A 21,882-nucleotide genomic window follows, 5' to 3' on the forward strand; every position below is an offset into this window, starting at 1 on the left:
CAGGGGATACCATTGGTCGATCTCGCTCAATATCTGCCGATTCTGCTCTTTCTGGGCGTAGCCCTGCTGCTGTCGGGGACGTTCGTTTTCCTGCCGATGCTGGTGGGGCGCCTGACCGGCGCGCACAAGCCCGATCCGGCCAAGCTCAGCGAATATGAATGCGGCTTTCCTGCGTTCGAGGAACCGCGCAGCCAGTTCGACGTGCGCTTCTACCTCGTCGCGATCCTGTTCATCATCTTCGATCTGGAAGCGGCGTTCCTGTTCCCGTGGGCAGTGAGCCTCGACCAGATCGGCTGGTCCGGCTGGTCGACCATGATGATCTTCATAGCGGAGCTGGTGCTCGGCCTCGTCTATGCGTGGAAGAAGGGAGCACTCGATTGGGAGTAGAACTCACAAGCCCGGCGCCCGGCACCTTGCCGCCGCAGGGGACGCAGCCCGACCAGAGCTTCTTCGACTCGCTCAATGGCGAAGTGAATGACAAGGGCTTCCTCGTCACTTCGACCGAGGAACTGTTCCAGTGGGCGCGCACCGGATCCTTGTGGTGGATGACCTTCGGCCTGGCGTGCTGCGCGGTCGAGATGATCCACGTCAACATGCCGCGCTATGATATGGAGCGCTTCGGCGCCGCGCCGCGCGCTTCCCCGCGCCAGAGCGACGTGATGATCGTCGCGGGTACGCTGTGCAACAAAATGGCGCCGGCGTTGCGCAAGGTTTACGACCAGATGTCGGAACCCAAATATGTGATTTCGATGGGGTCGTGCGCCAATGGCGGCGGCTATTATCATTACAGCTACAGCGTCGTGCGCGGCTGCGACCGGATCGTGCCGGTGGACATTTATGTGCCCGGTTGCCCGCCGACCGCCGAAGCCTTGCTCTATGGCGTGATGCAGTTGCAGCGGAAGATCCGCCGCATAGGGACGATTGAACGCTAAGATGGGTCATTCCGCACCCCGGATCGCGACCATCGACGGCATCGCGCAGGAACTGTCCGGCCTGCTCGGATCGATGGTGATCGAGACGATCGAGCATGCCGACGAACTGACCTTCGTCGTCGCGCGCGAGAGTATCGCTCAAGTGCTGCTGCTGCTGCGCGATCAGGCGCAATATCAGCAGTTGATGGAAATCGCCGGCGTCGATTATCCCGACCGCGCGGAGCGGTTCGAGGTCGCCTATCATCTGTTGTCGGTGACGCGCAATCACCGCGTCCGCATCAAGGTCTCGACCGACGAGGATACGCCGGTTCCCACCGTGACCCATATCTGGCCTGTCGCGGGCTGGCTGGAGCGCGAGATATTCGACATGTATGGCGTGGTGTTCGACGGCAATACCGACCTTCGCCGCATCCTGACCGATTATGGGTTCAAGGGCCATCCGCAGCGCAAGGACTTCCCGCTGACCGGCTATGTCGAACTGCGCTATTCCGAAGAGGACAAGCGCGTCGTTTATGAGCCGGTGAAGCTGGCGCAGGACTTCCGCAGTTTCGACTTCATGTCGCCGTGGGAAGGCGCTGAATATATATTGCCGGGCGACGAGAAGGCACCCCAGGCTCCCGGCGCGCCGACCCCAGCCGCCGCGACCCCGCCGCCGCCCGTCCCGCCCAAGGGCGCGGCCGCTGGCGCGACGCCCAAGGTGACAGAAAAGGCGAGCGATACCGGCGCGGGTGAGCCTGCCAACAGGGAAGCGGCGAAGGCCACCGAAGAGAAGCCTGTTCCTCATGGTGCGGCGACGGCGGACGGCACGGTCAAGGCCGAGCCGGGCCATAATGAGGGCGAGATCCAGGCGGATAAAGCCAGAGGAACGGGCAAGCCGGAGGCCGATAATGGCTGATTATCTCGAAAAGCTCGACCATGACGTCAACGCCGACGACCCGTCGTTCGGCGATACGCAGATCCAGAACTATACGATCAATTTCGGTCCGCAGCATCCCGCCGCGCATGGCGTGCTGCGGCTGGTCATGGAACTGGACGGCGAAATCGTGGAGCGGTGCGATCCGCATGTCGGCCTGCTGCATCGCGGCACCGAAAAGCTGATCGAGTACAAGACGTACCTTCAGGCGCTGCCCTATTTCGACCGGCTCGACTATTGCTCGCCGCTCGGCATGGAGCATAGCTATGTGCTGGCGATCGAGAAGCTGCTGAATCTGGAAGTGCCGCTGCGCGCGCAATATCTGCGCGTGTTCTTCGCGGAACTGACCCGCATCTGCAATCATATGCTCAACCTCGGGTCGCATGTGATGGATGTCGGCGCGATGACGCCGAACCTGTGGCTGTTCGAAATTCGCGAGGATTGCCTCAACTTCTTCGAGCGCGCGTCGGGCGCGCGGATGCACAGCGCCTATTTCCGGCCGGGCGGCGTGCATCAGGACGTGCCGCTCAAGCTGCTGACCGACATTGCCGACTGGCTTGATACGCGCATGCCGCGTCTGTTCGAGGATGCGATTTCGCTGGTGGCGGACAACCGCATCTTCAAACAGCGCAATGTCGACATCGCCATCGTGTCGAAAGAGGACGCGCTGAAATGGGGCTTTTCCGGCCCGATGATCCGGGGCAGCGGCATCCCCTGGGACATTCGCAAGTCGCAACCCTATGACGCTTACGACCGTGTGAACTTCGACGTTCCGGTCGGCACCAACTATGATTGCTACGACCGCTTCATGGTGCGCGTCGAGGAGGTTCGCCAGTCCGCGCGGATCATGAAACAGTGCCTCAACGACATGCCCGAAGGGCCGATCGCCAGCTTCGACCGCAAGGTGGTGCCACCCAAGCGCGGCGAGATGAAGCGCTCGATGGAAGCGCTGATCCACCATTTCAAATTGTACACCGAGGGCTTCCATGTGCCCGCCGGCGAAGTCTATGTTGCGACCGAAAGCCCCAAGGGCGAATTCGGCGTGTTCCTGGTCGCGGACGGCAGCAACAAACCCTATCGCTGCAAGATCCGCCCGACCGCGTTCTCGCACCTCCAGGCGATGGACTTTATGTTGAAGGGCCACATGCTCGCCGACACCACTGCTGTATTGGGCGCGATGGACATCGTGTTCGGAGAATGTGATCGCTAATGGCTGACGCACCCCATATCCCCGACGAAGCCGAGACCCGCGCGCGCTGGGGCGCGTTTGCGTGGACGGCGGAGAATGCCGCGCAGGCCGATAAGGTCATCGCCCGCTATCCCGCCGGTCGCCAGCAGTCCGCCGTGATGCCGCTGCTCGACCTTGCCCAGCGGCAGGTCGGCGCGGAGACGCAGACGCAGGGCTGGCTGCCCGTGCCGGTGATGGAATATATCGGGCGTCAGCTCGATGTGCCCTACATGCGCGTCTATGAGGTCGCGACCTTCTACACCATGTACAACCTCGCGCCGGTCGGCCGCTATCATGTGCAGGTGTGCGGCACCACGCCCTGCATGTTGCGCGGTTCCGACGATGTGTTCGCGGCCTGCAAGAACAAGGGTCTGGTCAAGGGTGCGACGACGCCCGACGGGCTGTTCACGCTGACCGAAGTCGAGTGCCTGGGTGCCTGCGCCAACGCGCCGATGGTGCAGATCAACGACGATAATTACGAAGACCTGACCTATGACAGCATGAGCGCCGTGCTGGAAACGCTCGCCGCTGGTGGCCAGCCCAAGATCGGCCCGCAGATCGATCGCCAAACCAGCGCGCCCGAGGGTGGCCCGACGACGCTCAAGGAAATGGTCGGCGAAAACCACGACTATCGGGGGGAATGGGCGTGAGCCTCATCGCCATCATCCTCGGGATCATCGTCTTTGTGATCGCGCTGAAGGTCATCGGCAAGCTGATCGGCCTCGCAATCGGCATTGGCCTTGGCGTGCTCGTCTATATCGTCGCCGAAAAATTCATCGGAAAGGGCCGCTGATGGCCGAAGAAACCGCACCCCCTGCGCCACCGCCCTTCGTGGGGCCGCTGGCCGACAAGGATCGCATCTTCACCAACGTTCATGGCTTCCAGGATTGGGGCATCGACGCCGCGATGAAACGCGGCGACTGGGACAATACCAAGGCGCTGCTGGAGATCGGGCAGGACGCGATCATCGAGCGGATGAAGGCGAGCGGCCTGCGCGGGCGCGGCGGCGCGGGTTTCCCGACCGGCCTTAAATGGAGCTTCATGCCCAAGGAAAGCAAAGACGGGCGTCCGAGCTTTCTGGTCATCAACGCTGACGAATCCGAGCCGGGGTCTTGCAAGGATCGCGAGATCATCCGCCACGACCCGCACAAGCTGATCGAGGGCGCGCTGGTCGCCGGGTTCGCGATGCGCGCGCGGGCGGCCTATATCTACATTCGCGGCGAGTTCATCTATGAGGCGAAGGTTCTCTTCGCCGCCGTCGAGCAGGCTTATGCCAAGGGCTTCATCGGCAAGAATGCCTGTGGGTCCGGCTATGATTTCGACGTGTTCGTCCATCGCGGCGCGGGCGCCTATATCTGCGGCGAGGAAACCGCGCAGATCGAAAGCATCGAGGGCAAGAAGGGTCAGCCGCGCCTGAAACCGCCTTTTCCGGCGGGTGCGGGTCTCTATGGCTGCCCGACCACGGTCAACAATGTCGAGAGCATCGCAGTGTCGCCGACGATCCTGCGGCGCGGCCCCGAATGGTTTTCCGCCATCGGCCGCCCCGGCAATGTCGGCACCAAGCTGTTCCAGATCAGTGGCCATGTGAACAAGCCCTGCGTCGTCGAAGAGGCGATGGGCATTCCGTTCCGCGAACTGATCGACCGCCATTGCGGCGGCATTCGCGGCGGCTGGGACAATCTGCTCGCGGTGATCCCCGGCGGCTCGTCGGTGCCGCTGGTGCCCGCGCGCGAGATCATGGACGCGCCGATGGATTTCGACGGATTGAAGGCGCTGGGATCGGGCCTCGGCACCGCCGCCGTCATCGTCATGGACAAGTCGACCGACATCGTTCGCGCGATCAGCCGCTTGAGCTATTTCTACAAGCATGAAAGCTGCGGCCAGTGCACGCCATGCCGCGAAGGCACCGGCTGGATGTGGCGCGTGATGGAGCGGCTGCGCACCGGCGAGGCGGACCTGTCCGAAATCGACATGCTGCATGACGTCACCAAGCAGGTCGAAGGCCACACCATCTGCGCGCTCGGCGACGCGGCGGCGTGGCCGATTCAGGGGTTGATCCGGCATTTCCGCCCCGAAATCGAGCGGCGGATCAATGAACGCGGCGCCCCGATCATGGAGGCGGCGGAGTGAGGCTATCCGCATCATTTGCGGTTTTGGTCGCTATATTGGCTCATGCCGATGCGGTATTGGCGCAGGAAACGGGCACGCATATCCGCTCCGCGCCGCGAGCCGAGATTCCAAGTGCAACGAATATGTCGGCGGTTGACAAAGGGCGGGCCACGCTTGGGCTATTCGCTGCCTGCATCGTCGACCGTACTCCTGGGAGGGCACGGGCTTATATAGGCATATTTCCCGGCACCGAAGCTAGCAGCAAGGCAGCGAAAGCTCTTGCGACCGCAGAATGCTTCGTAGCGAACGGGGGTGGCGAAGCATTTATGGGGTTTGATGAACGTTTATTACGTGGTGCTATTTTTGCTGCGTTTTATAGAAAGACGTTCAAGAAAAAAGAGCTGCAACTAGATGAAGTGAAGACAGATTACTGGCCCGATACCGTCGGACAGGGCTCGGCTTCGGCTAATGAATACGTAGCTTTGCGCCAATTTTCGGATTGCGTTGTTCATAAGGATGCGCCCCTAAGTCGTGCATTGATACTGGCGCCCGTTGCCAGCGATAGGGAGCGTGCCGCTCTGGCGGCGTTAAAACCCTATTTCGGACCCTGCATGGTGGAAGGCCTGAAAGTGGAGTTCAGCAAGGCCATGTTGTTCGGCCTGATCGCGGAAAGTCTTTATCGCACATCCATGGCGGCGGCAAAGGCCAGCGGAGAAATGCACTAATGCCCAAAGTCACCGTAGACGGCGTAGAACTCGAAGTCCCGGCGGGCGCGACTGTGCTGCAGGCGTGCGAGCTGGCGGGGAGGGAAATTCCGCGCTTTTGCTATCATGAGCGGCTGAGCATTGCGGGCAATTGCCGCATGTGTCTGGTCGAAGTCGCGCCGGGGCCGCCCAAGCCGCAGGCAAGCTGCGCGCTGCCCGCTGCCGACGGCCAGATGATCCGCACCGACAGCGCCATGGTCAAGAAGGCGCGCGAGGGGGTGATGGAGTTTCTGCTCATCAACCATCCGCTCGATTGTCCGATTTGCGATCAGGGCGGGGAGTGCGATTTGCAGGACCAGTCGGTCGCCTATGGTCGTGGCAAGAGCCGCTATGACGAGAATAAGCGCGCCGTCACCGAAAAATATATGGGTCCGATCGTCAAGACGGTGATGACCCGCTGCATCCAGTGCACCCGCTGCGTGCGCTTTGCCGAGGAGGTCGCGGGCGTGCCGGAGATCGGCGCGATCGGGCGCGGTGAGAATATGCAGATCACCACCTATCTCGAACATGCCGCCAAGAGCGAGCTTTCGGGCAATGTGGTCGATCTGTGCCCGGTCGGCGCGCTGACCAGCAAACCCTATGCGTTTGAAGCGCGGCCGTGGGAACTGAAGAAGATCGCGGCGATCGACGTCATGGATGCGATCGGCACCAATATCCGGCTCGATGCGCGGGGCCGCCAGGTGCTGCGCGTGCTGCCACGCATCAATGACGATGTGAATGAGGAATGGGCGTCGGACAAGACGCGCCATCATGTCGACGGGCTGGTGCGCAAGCGGCTCGACCGGCCCTATGTGCGGCGCGACGGCAAGCTCGCGCCCGCGACGTGGGACGAAGCATTCGCGGCGATCGCGGCGGTCCAGCATGGCGGATCGGTTGCTGCCATCGCGGGCGATCTGCTCGATTGCGAGACGATGTTTGCGGCTAAGCTGCTGGTCGAAAAGCTCGGCGGCACGATGCTGGAAGGGCGCCAGACCGGGCTGCAATATGATGTGTCGAGCCTGTCGGCGGTCAATTTCAATTCGACGCTGAACGGCATCGAGACGGCGGACGTGATCCTGCTGGTCGGCACCAATCTGCGCTGGGAAGCGCCGCTGGTGAACACGCGCATTCGCAAGGCGGTCAAGAAAGGCGCGAAGGTTTTTGCTGTCGGGCCGGAGTTTGACCTAACCTATAAGGTCGAGTGGCTGGGTAATGACGCGGCGCTGCTGGGCAAGCTGCCCGATGCCGTGGTCGAGGCGTTCGGCAAGGCCGCGCGTCCGGCGATGATCGTGGGCGGCGGCGTGCTGGCGAAGGATGGGGCGCATGGCGACACGCTGGCGCTGGTCGAGACGCTGGGCCTCGTGAAAGAAGGCTGGAACGGCTACAACGTCCTGCATTTCGCAGCGGCGCGGATGGGCGGGTTGATGCTCGGCTATGCGATCGACGGCGGCGTCAAGGCGATCGCGGCGGCCAAGCCGAAGCTGCTGTTCTCGCTCGGTGCGGACGAGGTGGATTATGCCGCGTTCGAGGACAGCTTCAAAGTCTATGTCGGCCATCATGGCGACAAGGGCGCGCATGCGGCGGACGTGATCCTGCCCGGCGCAAGCTATGCCGAGAAGGCGGGCACCTATGTCAATCTGGAAGGCCGGGTGCAGCGCGGCGAGAAGGCCGTATTCGCGCCGGGTGACGCGCGCGAGGACTGGTCGATCCTGCGAGCTTTGTCCGATGTGATGGGCGCGCGCCTGCCGTTCGACAGTTTCGATGCCTTGCGCGCGCAGATGGCGGCGGCGGTGCCGGCGCTGGGCGTCGAGGGGCTGGCAGATTATGGCTGGTCGATCCCGTCGCTGCCGACGGGCGCGAGTGGTGAACTGGGTTCGCCGATCAAGGATTTCTATCTGACCAACGCGATCTGCCGGGCCAGCCCGACGATGCAGCAATGTTCGGCCGAACTGATCCACGGCGTCGAATTTGCGGAGGCGGCGGAATGACCGCGTTCTTCCAGGCCCATCTCGGCGCCTCCTACGATCTCGCCTGGTTCCTTTCGACCATCATCGGCATCCTGGTGATCGCGCTGCCGGTCATGCTGGCGGTCGCGATGATCATCTATGCCGATCGCAAGATCTGGGCGGCGATGGCGCTGCGCCGGGGGCCGAACGTCGTCGGCCCGTTCGGCCTGCTCCAGTCGTTCGCGGACGGCCTCAAGGTCTTCTTGCAGGAAACGATCATTCCGTCGGCGGCGAACCGGACTTTGTTCCTGATCGCGCCGATCATCACCTTCACCTTGGCGCTGATCGCCTGGGCGGTGGTGCCGTTTCAGGCCGGAGTGGTGCTCGCCAACATCAATGTCGGGCTGCTGTATATCCTCGCGATCTCGTCGCTCGGCGTTTACGGCATCGTGCTGGCGGGGTGGGCGTCCAACTCCAAATATCCCTTCTATTCCGCGATCCGCGCCAGCGCGCAGATGATCTCCTATGAAGTCTCGATCGGCTTCATCCTGATCTGCGTCGTGCTGTGGGCGGGCAGTTTCAACCTGACCGCGATCGTCGAAAGCCAGCGCGGCTATTATGGCTTCATCAACGGCAACGGCTTCAACCCGCTGCTTTTCCCGATGTCGATCATGTTCCTGATCTCATCCATGGCGGAAACCGCGCGCGCGCCGTTCGACCTGACCGAAGCGGAGAGCGAGCTGGTCGCGGGTTATCAGACCGAATATTCGTCCATGGCCTTCGCGCTCTACTGGCTCGGCGAATATGCCAACGTGATTCTGATGTGCGCGCTGAACGCCATCCTGTTCTGGGGCGGTTACCTGCCCCCGTTCGACTGGGCGCCGCTCTATTGGGTGCCGGGCATCATCTGGCTGTTCGCCAAGATCCTGTTCTTCTTCTTCGTCTTTTCTTGGGTAAAGGCGACGGTGCCTCGCTACCGTTATGACCAGTTGATGCGGCTGGGCTGGAAGATTTTCCTGCCGACCTCGCTGTTCTTCGTCTTCCTGGTCTCGGGCTTTCTCATGCTGACGCGCTATGGAGGCGCACAATGAGCCTCGGCTATTATATCAAGTCGTTCACCCTCTGGGAGTTCGTGAAGGCGCACTGGTTGACCTTGAAATATTTCTTCAAGGCCAAGGCGACGATCAACTATCCCTATGAGAAGAACCCGATCAGCCCGCGCTTCCGGGGCGAACATGCGCTGCGCCGCTATCCCAATGGCGAAGAACGCTGCATCGCGTGCAAGCTTTGCGAGGCGGTGTGTCCGGCGCAGGCGATCACTATCGAAGCGCAGCCGCGTGACGATGGCAGCCGCCGTACGACGCGCTACGATATCGACATGACCAAGTGCATCTATTGCGGCTTTTGTCAGGAAGCCTGCCCAGTGGATGCGATCGTCGAGGGGCCGAATTTCGAGTTTTCGACCGAAACCCGCGAGGAGCTGGTCTACGACAAGGCCAAGCTGCTTGAGAATGGCGACAAATGGGAGCGCGCTCTGGCCGCGAACCTTGCCGCCGATGCGCCCTATCGTTAAGCCGCGACCCGTTCGAAGGGGATACACCGTCCTGTGATTCATGTTCTCGCCTTTTACCTGTTCGCCACCCTCGTGGTGAGCAGCGGCGCGCTCACCATCCTGTCGCGCAATCCGGTGCATTCGGTGCTGTGGCTGATCCTCGCCTTCTTCAACGCGGCGGGGCTGATGGTGCTGCTGGGTGCGGAGTTCATCGCGATGCTGCTCGTCATCGTCTATGTCGGCGCGGTCGCGGTGCTGTTCCTGTTCGTGGTCATGATGCTCGACATCGACTTTGCCGAACTGCGCGCAGGCTTCGTCGATTATCTGCCGTTCGGCATATTGCTGTCACTGGTGCTGCTGGCCGAGATAATCCTCGGGATCGGCATCTGGAGCGTCGGATCGATCGAGCTGGGCCAGCGCGTCGCGCCGACCGCGCCGGACGTGTCGAACATCCAGGCGATCGGGGTCCTGCTCTACACGCGCTATATCTTCCTGTTCGAAGCGGCGGGCATCGTCCTGCTGGTCGCCATGATCGGCGCGATCGTGCTGACCCACCGCGCCCGTGGCGGCGTGAAGGGCCAGAATGTCGCGAAGCAGAACCGCCGCCGTCCGCAGGATGCGGTGCGCAATATCAATCAGCCCGTCGGCCAAGGTGTGGATTTAGGGGGGGTGGAGCTGTGATCGGCCTGCAACATTATCTGGTCGTCAGCGCGATCCTGTTCGTGATGGGGGTGCTCGGCATCTTCATCAACCGCAAGAATGTCATCATCATTCTGATGGCGATCGAGCTGATCCTGCTGAGCGTGAACATCAACCTCGTCGCATTCAGCGCGTTCCTGGGCGATCTGGTGGGGCAGGTGTTCAGCATGTTCGTGCTGACCGTCGCGGCGGGCGAAGCGGCGATCGGCCTTGCCATCCTCGTCATCTATTTCCGCGGTCGCGGCACCATCGCCGTCGACGATGTCAACCGGATGAAGGGCTGAACCTGAGACCATGATCCAGCTAATCGTCCTTCTTCCGCTGCTCGCGGCGGTCATCGCCGGTCTTGGCAACAAGGCGCTGGGCAAATTGCCCGCCAAGATCGTCACCACAGGCGCGCTGTTCATCAGTTGCGCCCTGAGCTGGCCGATATTCATCAGCTTTCTCACCGGCCATGCCGAAGCGCATGTCGCGCCGCTGTTCACATGGATCCAGACGGGAAGCTTCGATGCGCAATGGGCGTTGCGGGTCGACGCGATGACGGCGGTCATGCTGGTGGTCATCACCAGCGTGTCGAGCCTCGTCCACCTCTACAGCTGGGGCTATATGGACGAGGAGCCGGATCAGCCGCGCTTCTTCGCCTATCTTTCGCTGTTCACCTTTGCGATGCTGATGCTGGTGACGGCGAACAATCTGCTCCAGATGTTCTTCGGTTGGGAAGGAGTGGGCCTCGCCTCCTATCTGCTCATCGGTTTCTGGTTCCGCAAGCCGTCCGCCAACGCTGCCGCGATCAAGGCGTTCGTCGTCAATCGCGTCGGCGATCTCGGCTTCATGCTCGGCATTTTCGGCACCTATCTGGTGTTCAACACCATCTCGATCCCTGAAATCCTCGCCGCAGCGCCCTCCATGGCCGGATCGACGATCGGCTTCCTCGGCGCGCGCTTCGATACGATGACGGTGCTGTGCCTGCTGCTGTTCATTGGCGCGTGCGGCAAGTCGGCGCAGCTTGGCCTGCACACGTGGCTGCCGGACGCGATGGAAGGCCCGACTCCAGTGTCGGCGTTGATCCATGCCGCGACGATGGTCACGGCCGGCGTGTTCATGGTGTGCCGTCTGTCGCCGATGTTCGAAACCTCGCCGACCGCGTTGCATGTCGTGACATTCGTCGGCGCGGCAACGTGTCTCTTCGCGGCGACGGTCGGCACGGTGCAGACCGACATCAAGCGCGTCATCGCCTATTCGACCTGCTCGCAGCTGGGCTATATGTTCTTCGCGGCGGGCGTCGGCGCTTATGGCGCGGCGATGTTTCACCTGTTCACGCACGCTTTCTTCAAGGCGCTGCTGTTCCTGGGTGCCGGATCGGTGATCCATGCGATGCACCACGAGCAGGACATGCGCTATTATGGCGCGCTGCGTAAGGAAATCCCGATCACCTTCTGGACGATGACGCTGGGCACGCTCGCCATTACCGGCGTCGGGCTGCCGCTCGTGGGCTATGGCTTTGCCGGATTCTATTCGAAGGACGCAATCCTGGAGAGCGCGTTCGCGGCGGGTGGCCCCGGTACGGGCGCGTTCCTGGTCGGCGTGTTCGCGGCGCTGCTCACCAGTTTCTACAGCTGGCGGCTCGTGTTCCTGACCTTCTTCGGCAAGCCGCGCTGGGCCGCGTCGGAGCATATCCAGCACGCGTTGCATGACGCGCACGGTCATGGGCATGACGACCATGCGACCCATGGCCATGGCGCGGAGGACGATAACGCCCCGGCGCAGGAGAATGCGGGCCATGATCCGCACGCGCATGGTGCCGATCCGCATCACCTGCCCACCGGCACCGGCGGTTATCATCCGCATGAAAGCCCGTGGGTCATGCTGGTGCCGCTGATCGTGCTGAGCCTGGGCGCGGTGTTTGCCGGCTTCCTGTTCCACGATCAGTTTATCGGGCCTGAAGGCGGCGAGGCTTTCTGGAAGGGCGCGCTCGCGTTCAACAGCCATCTGATGCATGCGAGCCATGAAGTACCGACCTGGGTCAAGTTCGCGCCGTTCACGGTCATGCTGACCGGCTTCGCGATCGCATGGGGCGGCTATATCAAGCATACCGATTGGCCGCAGCGTTTCGTTGGACAGTTCGGTGTCCTTTACGACTTCCTGCTGCACAAATGGTATTTTGACGAGCTGTATAATGTGATCTTCGTCAAGCCTGCCTTCGCGATCGGCCGCTTCTTCTGGAAGTTCGGTGACGTCGGCTTCATCGACCGCTTCGGCCCCAATGGCCTCGCCGCGCTGGTGGTGCAGGGGGGCAAGGTCACGCGCCGGCTGCAATCCGGTTATCTTTACACCTACGCGCTGGTGATGCTGATCGGGCTCGCCGCGGCTGCAACCTGGGCGATGACACGATAATGGACGGCTTCCCCATCCTTTCGCTGATGATGGCAGTGCCGATGGCGGGGGCCATCGCCTGTCTGTTCGTCGATGCTCCCAAGGCGCGCTGGATCGCCCTGCTCGCGACGCTGGCCGATCTGGTGCTGGGCGCGCTGCTGTGGGCCAGCTTCGATCAAGGACCGGGCGCGGCGCAGTGGCAGTTCCATGAATTTGCGCCGCTGTTCGGCCGGTTCGCATGGTCCGTCGGGATCGACGGCATCGCGCTGATGCTGATCGTGCTGACCGTATTCCTGATGCCGATCTGTATCGGCGCGAGCTGGAACGCGATCCAAAAGCGCGTCGGCGAATATATGGCCGCATTCCTGTTCATGGAGGTGCTGATGATCGGCGTCTTTACGGCGCAGGATCTCTACCTTTTCTATGTGATGTTCGAAGCCGGTCTGATCCCGATGTATCTCATCATCGGCATCTGGGGCGGGGCGGACCGTATCTACGCCAGCTACAAATTCTTCCTCTACACGCTGCTTGGCTCCGTGCTGATGCTGATCGCGATGATGTGGATGGTGCATGAGGCGGGCACGACCGACATTCCGACACTGATGGCGTATAATTTCGATCCCAAGGCGCAGACGCTGCTGTTCCTGGCCTTCTTCGCCAGCTTTGCGGTGAAGATGCCGATGTGGCCGGTCCACACCTGGCTGCCTGACGCGCATGTGCAGGCCCCGACTGCCGGGTCGGTCATTCTGGCGGGTGTGCTGCTGAAGATGGGCGGCTATGGCTTCATCCGCTTCTCGCTGCCGATGTTCCCCGAAGCGTCCGCGCAGCTAGCGTGGCTGGTCTGGGGCCTGTCGATGGTCGCGGTCGTTTACACCAGCCTCGTCGCGCTGGTGCAGTCCGACATGAAGAAGCTGATCGCCTATTCATCGGTCGCGCATATGGCGATCGTGACGGTCGGCCTGTTCGCCTTCAATCAGGCGGGCATCGAAGGCGCGATGATGGTCATGCTAGGCCATGGCCTTGTGTCGGGTGCGCTGTTTCTGTGCGTCGGCGTCATCTACGACCGGCTGCATACGCGCGAGATCAACCGCTATGGTGGCCTCGCCATCAACATGCCGCGCTATGCGACCTTGTTCCTGCTGTTCACCATGGCGTCGGTCGGCCTGCCCGGCACGTCCAACTTCGTCGGCGAGTTCCTCGCACTGATGGGTATTTATCAAGCGTCGAGCTGGGTTGCGCTGGTCGCGACAACCGGCATCATTTTGGGCGCGGCCTATATGCTCTATCTCTATCGCCGCATCGCTTATGGCGAGCAGAAGAATGCCGATGCCGCCGCCATGCCGGATCTGGATGCGCGCGAAATCTGGTTGCTCGCGCCGATCGCCGCCGCCGTACTGTGGATGGGCGTCTATCCCGAAAGCTTCCTTGCGCCGATGCGGCCCGACATCCGCGCGCTCGAAGCGCGTCTGGCCTCTGCCGCGCCGGCAGGGGATGCTCATATCAAGATGGGCGCGCCCCGTTCCGCCGGTGAGGCGCATCATGGCGAACATGCCGCGCCCACCCATGAAGCGTCGGGGGAGGCGCACTGATGATCGACACCTCTTCCATTTTGGCGGTACTGCCCGAACTGGTCCTGACCGCCGGCGGCCTGATCCTGATGCTGGTCGCCGCCTATGCCGGGGACGGCAGCGCGCGGCTCGTCAACGCGCTGTCCGTGGTGACGCTGATCGTGGCGGGCCTCGCCCTCACCGTATCGCTGGCCCATGGACCAGATGCGTTCGATGGTCTGGTCCGCGCGGATGCCTTCTCGGTCTACGCCAAGGCGTTGATCTATGGCGCGGCGGCGGCGGCGATCCTGCTGGCGCCCCGCTATTTCCTGAGCGATGGCGCGTTGCGGCCCGAATATCCCATTCTGATCCTGTTCTCGGCGATCGGCATGGGCATGATGGTGTCGGCGGGCGATCTGCTGACGCTCTATGTCGGGCTGGAGATGCAGAGCCTTGCCGCCTATGTGCTGGCGAGCTTCATGCGGCAGGATGAGCGCTCGTCCGAGGCGGGCCTCAAATATTTCGTGCTGGGTTCGCTCGCCAGCGGCATCCTGCTCTATGGCGTGTCGCTGCTGTACGGTTTCACCGGCACGACCAGCTTCGACGGCATTGCCGTCGCGCTGGGAGATGGTGTGGGCAAGGGCGAGCTGTTCGGCATGGTGTTCCTGCTGTCGGGCCTCGCCTTCAAGATGAGCGCCGTGCCGTTCCACATGTGGACGCCCGACGTCTATGAAGGCGCGCCGACGCCGGTCACGACCTTCTTCGGCTCCGCGCCCAAGGTTGCTGCGATGGGCCTGACCATCCGGGTCGCGATCGAGGCGCTGGGTCCAGCGGGTCTCGACTGGCAGCAGATCGTGATCTTCGTTGCGCTCGCCTCGATCCTGTTCGGCGCGGTCGCGGCGATTGGCCAGACCAATATCAAGCGGCTGATGGCCTATTCCTCGATCAACAATGTCGGCTTCGCGCTGATCGGCCTCGCCTGCGGCACGCCGGCGGGCGTCGCGGCGACGCTCAGCTATCTCGCCATTTATGTCGTGATGACGATCGGTGGTTTCGCCTGCGTGTTGCAGATGCGCGATGCGCACGGCAAGCCGGTGGAAACCATCGCCAGCCTCGGCGGCCTGTCGCAGTCGCGCAAGGGGCTGGCCGCTGCCTTCGCGATCACGATGTTCTCGATGGCGGGCATCCCGCCGCTGTTCGGCTTCTGGGCCAAGTTCCTGGTGTTCGATGCGGCGGTCGCGGCAAACCTGACGGCGCTCGCGGCCTTCGGCATCGCGATGTCGGTGATCGGCGCCTATTATTATCTCAAGATCATCAAGACGATCTATTTCGACGAACCGGCCGAAGCCTATGAGGCCAAGGGCGGCGCGGTCGAAAATATCATCATGGCGGCTTGCTCGGTGGTGCTGGTCTTCGGGTATCTGCTCAACCCCTTGCTCGACAAGGCGAGCGCGGCGGCGGCGGCGTCCCTGTTCTGACCCGTTTTTCATTCGTCGAGGAGACCGGCTCCACCAATGCCGACATGCTGGCAATGGCGGAGGAGGGCGCGGCCGAGGGCAACTGGCTGCGCGCCGGGCATCAGACCGGCGGCCGTGGCCGGATGGGCAGGCAGTGGGAAAGTCCACGGGGCAACCTTTATTGTTCGACGCTGGTACGTGTGCGCGCAGGCGACCCCGAGGCCCATAGCCTCGCGCTGGTGGCGGCCAATGCGGTTCATGCGCTCGTCGCGCCGCTGTGCGCGGGGCAGGCGCGGATCAAATGGCCCAATGACATATTGGTCGATGGCGCGAAGATCGCCGGGATATTGCTGGAGCGGACGGGCGACGCGGTGGTCGTGGGCATCGGCATCAACGTGACCGGCCATCCGACCGGGCTGGACCGTGCGGTCACGAGCCTGTTCGCCCAGGGCGCGGCCGGTGCGGATGCCGAAAAGCTGATGGCGCGGCTGGCTGACCTGTTTGCCCACTGGCTGTCGATCTGGCGCGCGCAGGGGCTGGAGCCGGTGCGGGCGCACTGGCTGGCCAACGCGCATCCCGCCGGATCCCCGATGCGGGTCAACCTGCCCGATGGCGATGTGGTGGAGGGTAGCTTCGATTCGCTCGACCGGCAGGGCATGCTGATCCTGCGCTTGGCGAATGGCGACAGCCGTGCCATTCATGCCGGCGATATCCTTCTCATCTGAAACCGGGGGAGCCGGCCATGCTTCTCGCGATCGACGCGGGCAACACCAATGTCGTTTTTGCGCTGCTCGACGGGCGCGACATCCGCGCGCGCTGGCGCATTGCGACCGATCCGCGCCGCACGGCCGATGAATATGCGGTGTGGCTCAATCAGCTGCTGATGCTGGAGGGCTATGCGCTGGCGCAAGTCGACGCCGTCATCATCGCCACGGTCGTTCCGCGTGCGCTGCATAATCTTCAGGTCCTGTCGGAGAAATATTTCAAGGTCACGCCACTGATCGCCGGGCAGGGCGCGGTCGAATGGGGCATCGACCTCGATGTGCAGGAGCCTGCGTCGGTCGGTGCGGATCGGGTTGTAAACGCCATCGCCGCCCACCATCTTTACGATGGCGACCTGATCGTCATCGATTTCGGAACGGCGACGACGTTCGACGTCGTCGACTATCGGGGCGCCTATAAAGGCGGGATCATCGCACCCGGCATCAATCTGTCGCTCGATTCGCTCGTGGCGGCGGCGGCGAAATTGCCCCGGATCGCGATCGCGCCGCCCGAGAATCGATCGGTGATCGGCCGCACCACGGAATCGCAGATGCTGATCGGCGTGTTCTGGGGCTATGTGGCGATGATGGAGGGGCTGGTCGCGCGGATGCGAAGCGAGATCGGTCGCCCGACCAAAGTGATTTCCACCGGGGGCCTTGCGGTCCTCTTCAACGACAACAGCGATATTTTCGATGCGATCGCGCCGGACCTGACGATTCAGGGTCTCGCCTTGCTGCACGAACGGAGTTTGAAACCATAATGACACCCGGAAATGAGCTGCTTTTCCTGGCCCTTGGCGGGTCGGGCGAGATCGGCATGAACGTCAACCTCTATGGCTGTCAGGGCAAGTGGGTCATGGTTGACCTTGGCCTGACTTTTGCAGATCCCAATTACCCCGGCGTGGACCTGATCCTGCCGGACCTCGCCTTTATCGAAGAGCGGCGCAAGGACCTGCTCGGCATCGTCCTCACCCATGGGCATGAGGATCATATCGGCGCCATTCCATACCTCGCCGCTGACCTCGGCGTGCCGCTCTATGCGACGCCATTTACCGCCGGACTGATCCGGTTGAAGCTGGAGGAAGAGGGGCTGACCAAGGAGGTCAAGCTCCATGTGATCGAGAATGAGGGGAGCTTCGCGCTCGGGCCGTTCGGTTTCCGCTATTTCCCGCTGGCGCATTCGATTCCCGAAGGCAATGCGCTGCTCATCGATACGCCCTATGGCCGGATTTTCCATACCGGCGACTGGAAACTGGACGACCGGCCATTGCTGGGCGTGCCATCGACGCCGGCGCAACTGACGGCGCTGGGTGACGAGGGCGTGCTGGCGCTCGTATGCGACAGCACCAATGTTTTCAATGAACAGGCGAGCGGCTCCGAAGGCGATGTGCGCCAAGGGTTGATGGAGACGGTCGCGGACGCCAAGGGGCGGGTGCTCGTCACCACCTTTGCGTCCAACGCGGCACGGGTGCAGACGCTGGGCGAGGTGGCGGCGGCGTGTGGACGGCAGGTCTGTGTCGCCGGGCGCTCGCTCGACCGTATTATCAAGACCGCCAAGGCGGCTGGCTATCTCAAGGACTTCCCGCCGACGGTGGACTGGGATGCCGCAATGGCACTGCCCCGCGACGAGGTGATGATTATCGCCACCGGCGGGCAGGGCGAAGCGCGCGCCGCGCTCGCCCGTGTCGCCTTCGATTCCCATCCGATCAAGCTGGCGGAAGGCGATCTCGTCGTCTTTTCCTCCAAGCAGATCCCTGGCAACGAGATCGCGATCGGTCGTATCCAGAATGCCCTCGCGACCAAGGGCGTACTGATGGTCACGGACCGGCAGGCGGAGGTTCATGTGTCGGGTCATCCCGGCCGCCCCGAACTGGAAGCGATGTACGGCTGGATCCGGCCAGAGATTTTGCTGCCCGTGCATGGGGAGCGACGACATATGGCCGAGCAGGCGCGGCTGGGCCTTTCCAGTGGGATCGGTCAGGCGGTGGTCCAGTCCAATGGCGACTTGCTGCGGCTGGCGCCGGGCCGGGCGGCGATTATCGGTCATCAGGCCACGGGCCGGCTGGTGCTGGACGGCGATGTCATCCTTCCGGCCGACGGTTCGACCATGAACGAGCGGCGCAAGGTCGGGCTGCATGGGCAGATCAGTGTGGCGGTCGCCGTCGATAGCAAGGGCAAGCTGATCGGCAAGCCTGCGCTGCGAACGCTGGGCGTGCCGGTCGAGGAAGATAAGGACGCGTTTCTGACCGAGGCGGCAGCCGATGCTGCCGGTGCGGTGGGCAAGGGATCGCTGGAGGATGAGGCGCTGCGCGAGCGGGTGAGGCTGGCGGTGCGCCGCGCCGCGACCCGCTGGACTGGCAAGAAGCCGATCGTAGATGTGCTGCTGGTCCGCGCTTAAGAACATGGCCGAAGCTTGCCCGGATTAAATCGCGGCAAGTTTCGGTCGGACGCGCGAGTTTCGCTTCAATTGGCGCGCCATCCTGTTTAGGGGCACCCTTCATGAACTGGTATGCGATCCTCGCCATTTATTTGCTGTTCTGGACGATCAGCGCCTTTATCGTCCTGCCTTTCGGCATTCGTACGCCCGACGAAACGGGCGAGGCATTGCTGAAAGGGCAGGCGGACAGCGCGCCCAGCAATTTTCAGCCTGGCAAAGTGATCATCCGCGCAACGATCATTTCGACCATCCTGTTCGGCCTATATTATGCCAATTATGTCGAGGGATGGATCACGGTCGACTATCTGCCGGGATATCATCTGGCGGATTGAAACCCGGTATAGGCAGGCTGGCTGCGGCTTCATCAGTCACAACGAAAAACGGCGCCCGAAGGCGCCGTTTTTTTGATCGGCAGTGCGCTCAGCGCTGCGCCACCGGCACATAGTCGCGCTGGGCAGGGCCAGTATACAACTGACGCGGACGGCCGATTTTCTGCGCTGGGTCCGAAATCATTTCGTTCCACTGCGCGACCCAGCCAACGGTGCGGGCGAGCGCGAACAACACGGTGAACATTTCCGTCGGGAAGCCGATCGCCGACAGGATCACGCCCGAATAGAAATCGACATTCGGGAACAGCTTCTTTTCGATGAAGTATGGATCGCTAAGTGCGATCTTCTCCAGTTCCCGCGCAACGTCGAACACCGGATCGGTAACGCCCATCGTCTTGAGCACATCTTCCGCCGTCTTCTGCATCACGGTCGCGCGCGGATCGTAATTTTTATAGACGCGATGGCCAAAGCCCATCAGGCGGAACGGATCGTCCTTATTCTTGGCGCGGGCGATATATTCCGGAATGCGATCGACGGTCCCGATTTCGCGCAGCATGTTGAGCGCAGCCTCGTTCGCGCCGCCATGGGCAGGACCCCAGAGGCAGGCGATGCCAGCCGCGATGCAGGCGAAGGGGTTCGCGCCCGACGAACCGGCCAGGCGTACGGTCGAGGTCGACGCATTCTGTTCGTGATCGGCGTGGAGGATGAAAATCTTGTCCATCGCGTCCACGATCACCGGATCCGGCTCATATTCCTCGGCGGGCACGCCAAAGGTCATGCGCAGGAAATTCGCGGTGTAGGACAGGTCGTTGCGCGGATACAGGAAAGGCTGACCCACCGAATATTTATACGCCATGGCGGCGATCGTCGGCATTTTCGCGATCAGGCGATGGCTCGCGATCCGGCGCTGGTCGGGATCGTTGATGTCGGTGGAGTCGTGATAGAAGGACGACAGCGCGCCGACCACGCCGCACATGATCGCCATGGGGTGCGCATCGCGACGGAAACCACGGTAGAAGGTCGTCAACTGTTCGTTGACCATTGTGTGCCGCGTGATCGTATAGGTGAAGTCGTCGAGTTGCGCCTTGGAAGGCAGTTCGCCGTTCAGCAGCAGGTAGCTGACTTCCATGAAGCTCGACTGTTCGGCCAGCTGGCCGATGGGATAGCCGCGGTGCAGCAGGACGCCTTCGTCACCGTCAATATAGGTGAGGCCGGAATCGCAGCTAGCGGTCGAGGTGAAGCCGGGATCATAGGTGAACATGCCAGTATTCGCGTATAACTTACGAATATCAATGACCTGGGGTCCTACAGTGCCGCTCAGCACTGCATAATCCTTCGCCTGTTCCCCTACGGTCACCGTGACATTAGTTTCGGACATCATGTTCTCCCTTACTGCCCTCGACCGACGAGGGCCGCATGGCGCTCTTCAGCCGATTCAAGCTTTCCTCTTTCCCCAAAAGGAAAAGCACATCGAAAATTCCAGGGGACGTCGTACGCCCCGTCAGCGCCGCCCGCAAAGGCTGCGCCACCTTGCCCAGTCCCAGACCGGCATCCTCCGCCACGCAGCGTATTGCGTATTCGATCGCTTCGACCGTCCAGGATTGAACGATGGCAAGAGCGTCGGCCGTCGTCCCCAGCAGCGCGCGCGCGGAGTCGTCTAGCAGAGCCGATGCCTTCTCGTCAAAATCCAAGGGGCAATTTTTGAACAAAAATTCGGCGCCCTCGGCAATTTCGTTAAGCGTCTTGGCCCTGGGCTTGAGCGATGGCATCGCCAGCGTCAGCAGAGCCTTGCCGTCGGCGGGCAGCGAACGGTCGAGCCGGGTCGCGACGCGCGGAGCCACCAGTGCCGCGAGCCGTGCATCATCCGCTTCTCGCAGATAATGGCCGTTCAGATTTTCGAGCTTCTTGATGTCGAAGCGCGACGGCGATCGGCCGACGCCGCCAATGTCGAACAGTTCGACGGCGCGGTCCCGGCTGATGATCTCTTCGTCGCCATGGCCCCAGCCGAGGCGCAACAGATAGTTGATGACCGCTTCGGGCAGCATCCCCATCTCGTCACGATAGGCATCGACCCCCAGCGCGCCGTGACGCTTGGAAAGCTTGGCCCCATCCGATCCGTGGATCAGCGGGATGTGGGCATAGACCGGCTCTTCCCAGCCCATTGCCCTGATGATGGCCAGTTGGCGAAAAGCGTTGTTCAGATGATCGTCGCCGCGAATGACGTGGGTAACGCCCATGTCATGATCGTCCACCACCACGGCCAGCATGTAGGTGGGCGTGCCGTCCGACCGCAGCAGGATCATGTCGTCCAGTTCGGCATTCTGCACGACGACGCGGCCCTGCACCGCGTCCTCGATCACCGTCTCGCCGGTGCGGGGCGCCTTGATACGGATGACGAAGGGTGCGCCGTCGGGCGCCTCCGCCGGGTCGCGATCGCGCCAGCGGCCATCATAGCGCATCGGCTGTTTGGCGGCGCGCTGTTCTTCGCGCAGGGCGGCGAGTTCTTGCGGAGTCGCGTAACAGCGATAGGCGTGGCCGCCCTCCAGCAACTGATTGGCGATTTCAGCATGGCGCGGGGTCCGCGCAAACTGGAACACCGGCTCTTCATCGCCGCCAAGCCCGAGCCAGTCGAGACCGTCGAAGATCGCGGCGACGGCGTCGTCGGTGGAGCGGGCGCGATCGGTATCCTCGATCCGCAGCAGGAACTTGCCGCCATGGTGCCGGGCGAACAGCCAGTTGAACAGGGCTGTGCGCGCGCCGCCAATATGCAGATAGCCGGTCGGCGATGGCGCGAAACGGGTCACGACCGGCTTGTTCAATCCCGTTGCACTCACTCGGATATTCCCCGACATTCAC

At 62.4% G+C, this 21,882-nt stretch carries 22 protein-coding genes; 20 read left to right on the forward strand and 2 right to left on the reverse strand.

Annotated elements, in window-relative coordinates:
* Positions 1–12: 12 nt before the first annotated feature.
* The 20 genes from ndhC (at position 13) to ACODSN_RS10510 (ending at position 19,029) form a co-directional block, all read left to right on the forward strand.
* Positions 13–387 (forward strand): NADH-quinone oxidoreductase subunit A, encoded by a 375-nt coding sequence (gene ndhC, locus ACODSN_RS10415; RefSeq protein ID WP_489055131.1) that lies wholly within the window; start codon positions 13–15, stop codon positions 385–387.
* Entirely contained in the window at positions 378–932 is a 555-nt protein-coding gene (locus ACODSN_RS10420; protein ID WP_489055132.1) for a NuoB/complex I 20 kDa subunit family protein, read from the forward strand. The genes ndhC and ACODSN_RS10420 overlap by 10 nt, the downstream gene beginning before the upstream one ends.
* Before the next feature lies 1 nt (position 933).
* On the forward strand, positions 934–1,827 hold the full coding sequence (locus ACODSN_RS10425; protein WP_489055133.1) for an NADH-quinone oxidoreductase subunit C: 894 nt from the start codon (positions 934–936) through the stop codon (positions 1,825–1,827).
* Entirely contained in the window at positions 1,820–3,055 is a 1,236-nt protein-coding gene (locus ACODSN_RS10430; RefSeq protein ID WP_489055134.1) for an NADH-quinone oxidoreductase subunit D, read from the forward strand. The genes ACODSN_RS10425 and ACODSN_RS10430 overlap by 8 nt, the downstream gene beginning before the upstream one ends.
* Positions 3,055–3,723 (forward strand): complex I 24 kDa subunit family protein, encoded by a 669-nt coding sequence (locus tag ACODSN_RS10435; RefSeq protein ID WP_489055135.1) that lies wholly within the window; start codon positions 3,055–3,057, stop codon positions 3,721–3,723. Before ACODSN_RS10430 ends, ACODSN_RS10435 begins: the two co-directional genes overlap by 1 nt.
* Positions 3,720–3,866, forward strand: coding sequence for a hypothetical protein (locus tag ACODSN_RS10440; RefSeq protein ID WP_489055137.1), 147 nt, complete (start codon positions 3,720–3,722; stop codon positions 3,864–3,866). Before ACODSN_RS10435 ends, ACODSN_RS10440 begins: the two co-directional genes overlap by 4 nt.
* Positions 3,866–5,203 carry an NADH-quinone oxidoreductase subunit NuoF gene (gene nuoF / locus ACODSN_RS10445; RefSeq protein ID WP_489055138.1) on the forward strand — a complete coding sequence of 446 codons (1,338 nt, stop codon included), beginning with the start codon at positions 3,866–3,868 and terminating at the stop codon, positions 5,201–5,203. The genes ACODSN_RS10440 and nuoF overlap by 1 nt, the downstream gene beginning before the upstream one ends.
* Complete coding sequence (locus ACODSN_RS10450; protein ID WP_489055140.1) at positions 5,200–5,907, forward strand: hypothetical protein; 708 nt, start codon at positions 5,200–5,202, stop codon at positions 5,905–5,907. The genes nuoF and ACODSN_RS10450 overlap by 4 nt, the downstream gene beginning before the upstream one ends.
* Positions 5,907–7,913, forward strand: coding sequence for an NADH-quinone oxidoreductase subunit NuoG (nuoG, locus tag ACODSN_RS10455; RefSeq protein ID WP_489055142.1), 2,007 nt, complete (start codon positions 5,907–5,909; stop codon positions 7,911–7,913). Before ACODSN_RS10450 ends, nuoG begins: the two co-directional genes overlap by 1 nt.
* The gene (gene nuoH / locus ACODSN_RS10460) at positions 7,910–8,962 is read left to right on the forward strand and encodes an NADH-quinone oxidoreductase subunit NuoH (RefSeq protein WP_489055144.1); all 1,053 of its coding nucleotides are present in this window, start codon (positions 7,910–7,912) and stop codon (positions 8,960–8,962) included. The genes nuoG and nuoH overlap by 4 nt, the downstream gene beginning before the upstream one ends.
* Positions 8,959–9,444 carry an NADH-quinone oxidoreductase subunit NuoI gene (gene nuoI / locus ACODSN_RS10465; RefSeq protein ID WP_489055146.1) on the forward strand — a complete coding sequence of 162 codons (486 nt, stop codon included), beginning with the start codon at positions 8,959–8,961 and terminating at the stop codon, positions 9,442–9,444. The genes nuoH and nuoI overlap by 4 nt, the downstream gene beginning before the upstream one ends.
* 33 nt (positions 9,445–9,477) lie before the next feature.
* Positions 9,478–10,104 (forward strand): NADH-quinone oxidoreductase subunit J, encoded by a 627-nt coding sequence (locus tag ACODSN_RS10470; protein WP_489055148.1) that lies wholly within the window; start codon positions 9,478–9,480, stop codon positions 10,102–10,104.
* Positions 10,101–10,406 carry an NADH-quinone oxidoreductase subunit NuoK gene (nuoK, locus tag ACODSN_RS10475; RefSeq protein ID WP_037463269.1) on the forward strand — a complete coding sequence of 102 codons (306 nt, stop codon included), beginning with the start codon at positions 10,101–10,103 and terminating at the stop codon, positions 10,404–10,406. Before ACODSN_RS10470 ends, nuoK begins: the two co-directional genes overlap by 4 nt.
* 10 nt (positions 10,407–10,416) lie before the next feature.
* Positions 10,417–12,516, forward strand: coding sequence for an NADH-quinone oxidoreductase subunit L (nuoL, locus tag ACODSN_RS10480; protein WP_489055150.1), 2,100 nt, complete (start codon positions 10,417–10,419; stop codon positions 12,514–12,516).
* On the forward strand, positions 12,516–14,084 hold the full coding sequence (locus ACODSN_RS10485; RefSeq protein WP_489055152.1) for an NADH-quinone oxidoreductase subunit M: 1,569 nt from the start codon (positions 12,516–12,518) through the stop codon (positions 14,082–14,084). Before nuoL ends, ACODSN_RS10485 begins: the two co-directional genes overlap by 1 nt.
* Entirely contained in the window at positions 14,084–15,520 is a 1,437-nt protein-coding gene (nuoN, locus tag ACODSN_RS10490; protein ID WP_489055154.1) for an NADH-quinone oxidoreductase subunit NuoN, read from the forward strand. The genes ACODSN_RS10485 and nuoN overlap by 1 nt, the downstream gene beginning before the upstream one ends.
* Entirely contained in the window at positions 15,517–16,224 is a 708-nt protein-coding gene (locus ACODSN_RS10495) for a biotin--[acetyl-CoA-carboxylase] ligase (protein ID WP_489055254.1), read from the forward strand. Before nuoN ends, ACODSN_RS10495 begins: the two co-directional genes overlap by 4 nt.
* A gap of 17 nt (positions 16,225–16,241) precedes the next feature.
* A complete protein-coding gene (locus ACODSN_RS10500) occupies positions 16,242–17,021 on the forward strand; it encodes a type III pantothenate kinase (protein ID WP_489055156.1) in 780 nt (259 codons plus the stop codon).
* The gene (locus tag ACODSN_RS10505; RefSeq protein WP_489055158.1) at positions 17,021–18,658 is read left to right on the forward strand and encodes a ribonuclease J; all 1,638 of its coding nucleotides are present in this window, start codon (positions 17,021–17,023) and stop codon (positions 18,656–18,658) included. Before ACODSN_RS10500 ends, ACODSN_RS10505 begins: the two co-directional genes overlap by 1 nt.
* A 101-nt stretch (positions 18,659–18,759) precedes the next feature.
* Complete coding sequence (locus ACODSN_RS10510) at positions 18,760–19,029, forward strand: DUF1467 family protein (RefSeq protein ID WP_489055160.1); 270 nt, start codon at positions 18,760–18,762, stop codon at positions 19,027–19,029.
* Between the two features lie 88 nt (positions 19,030–19,117).
* On the opposite strand, the gene ACODSN_RS10515 is transcribed toward ACODSN_RS10510, so the two are convergent.
* Together ACODSN_RS10515 and gltX are read right to left on the reverse strand one after the other, a co-directional pair.
* Entirely contained in the window at positions 19,118–20,404 is a 1,287-nt protein-coding gene (locus ACODSN_RS10515) for a citrate synthase (protein WP_489055255.1), read from the reverse strand.
* The gene (gene gltX, locus ACODSN_RS10520; protein WP_489055162.1) at positions 20,391–21,878 is read right to left on the reverse strand and encodes a glutamate--tRNA ligase; all 1,488 of its coding nucleotides are present in this window, start codon (positions 21,876–21,878) and stop codon (positions 20,391–20,393) included. Before gltX ends, ACODSN_RS10515 begins: the two co-directional genes overlap by 14 nt.
* Positions 21,879–21,882: the final 4 nt, after the last annotated feature.

It is taken from the genome of Sphingobium sp. FG11, assembly GCF_057809915.1.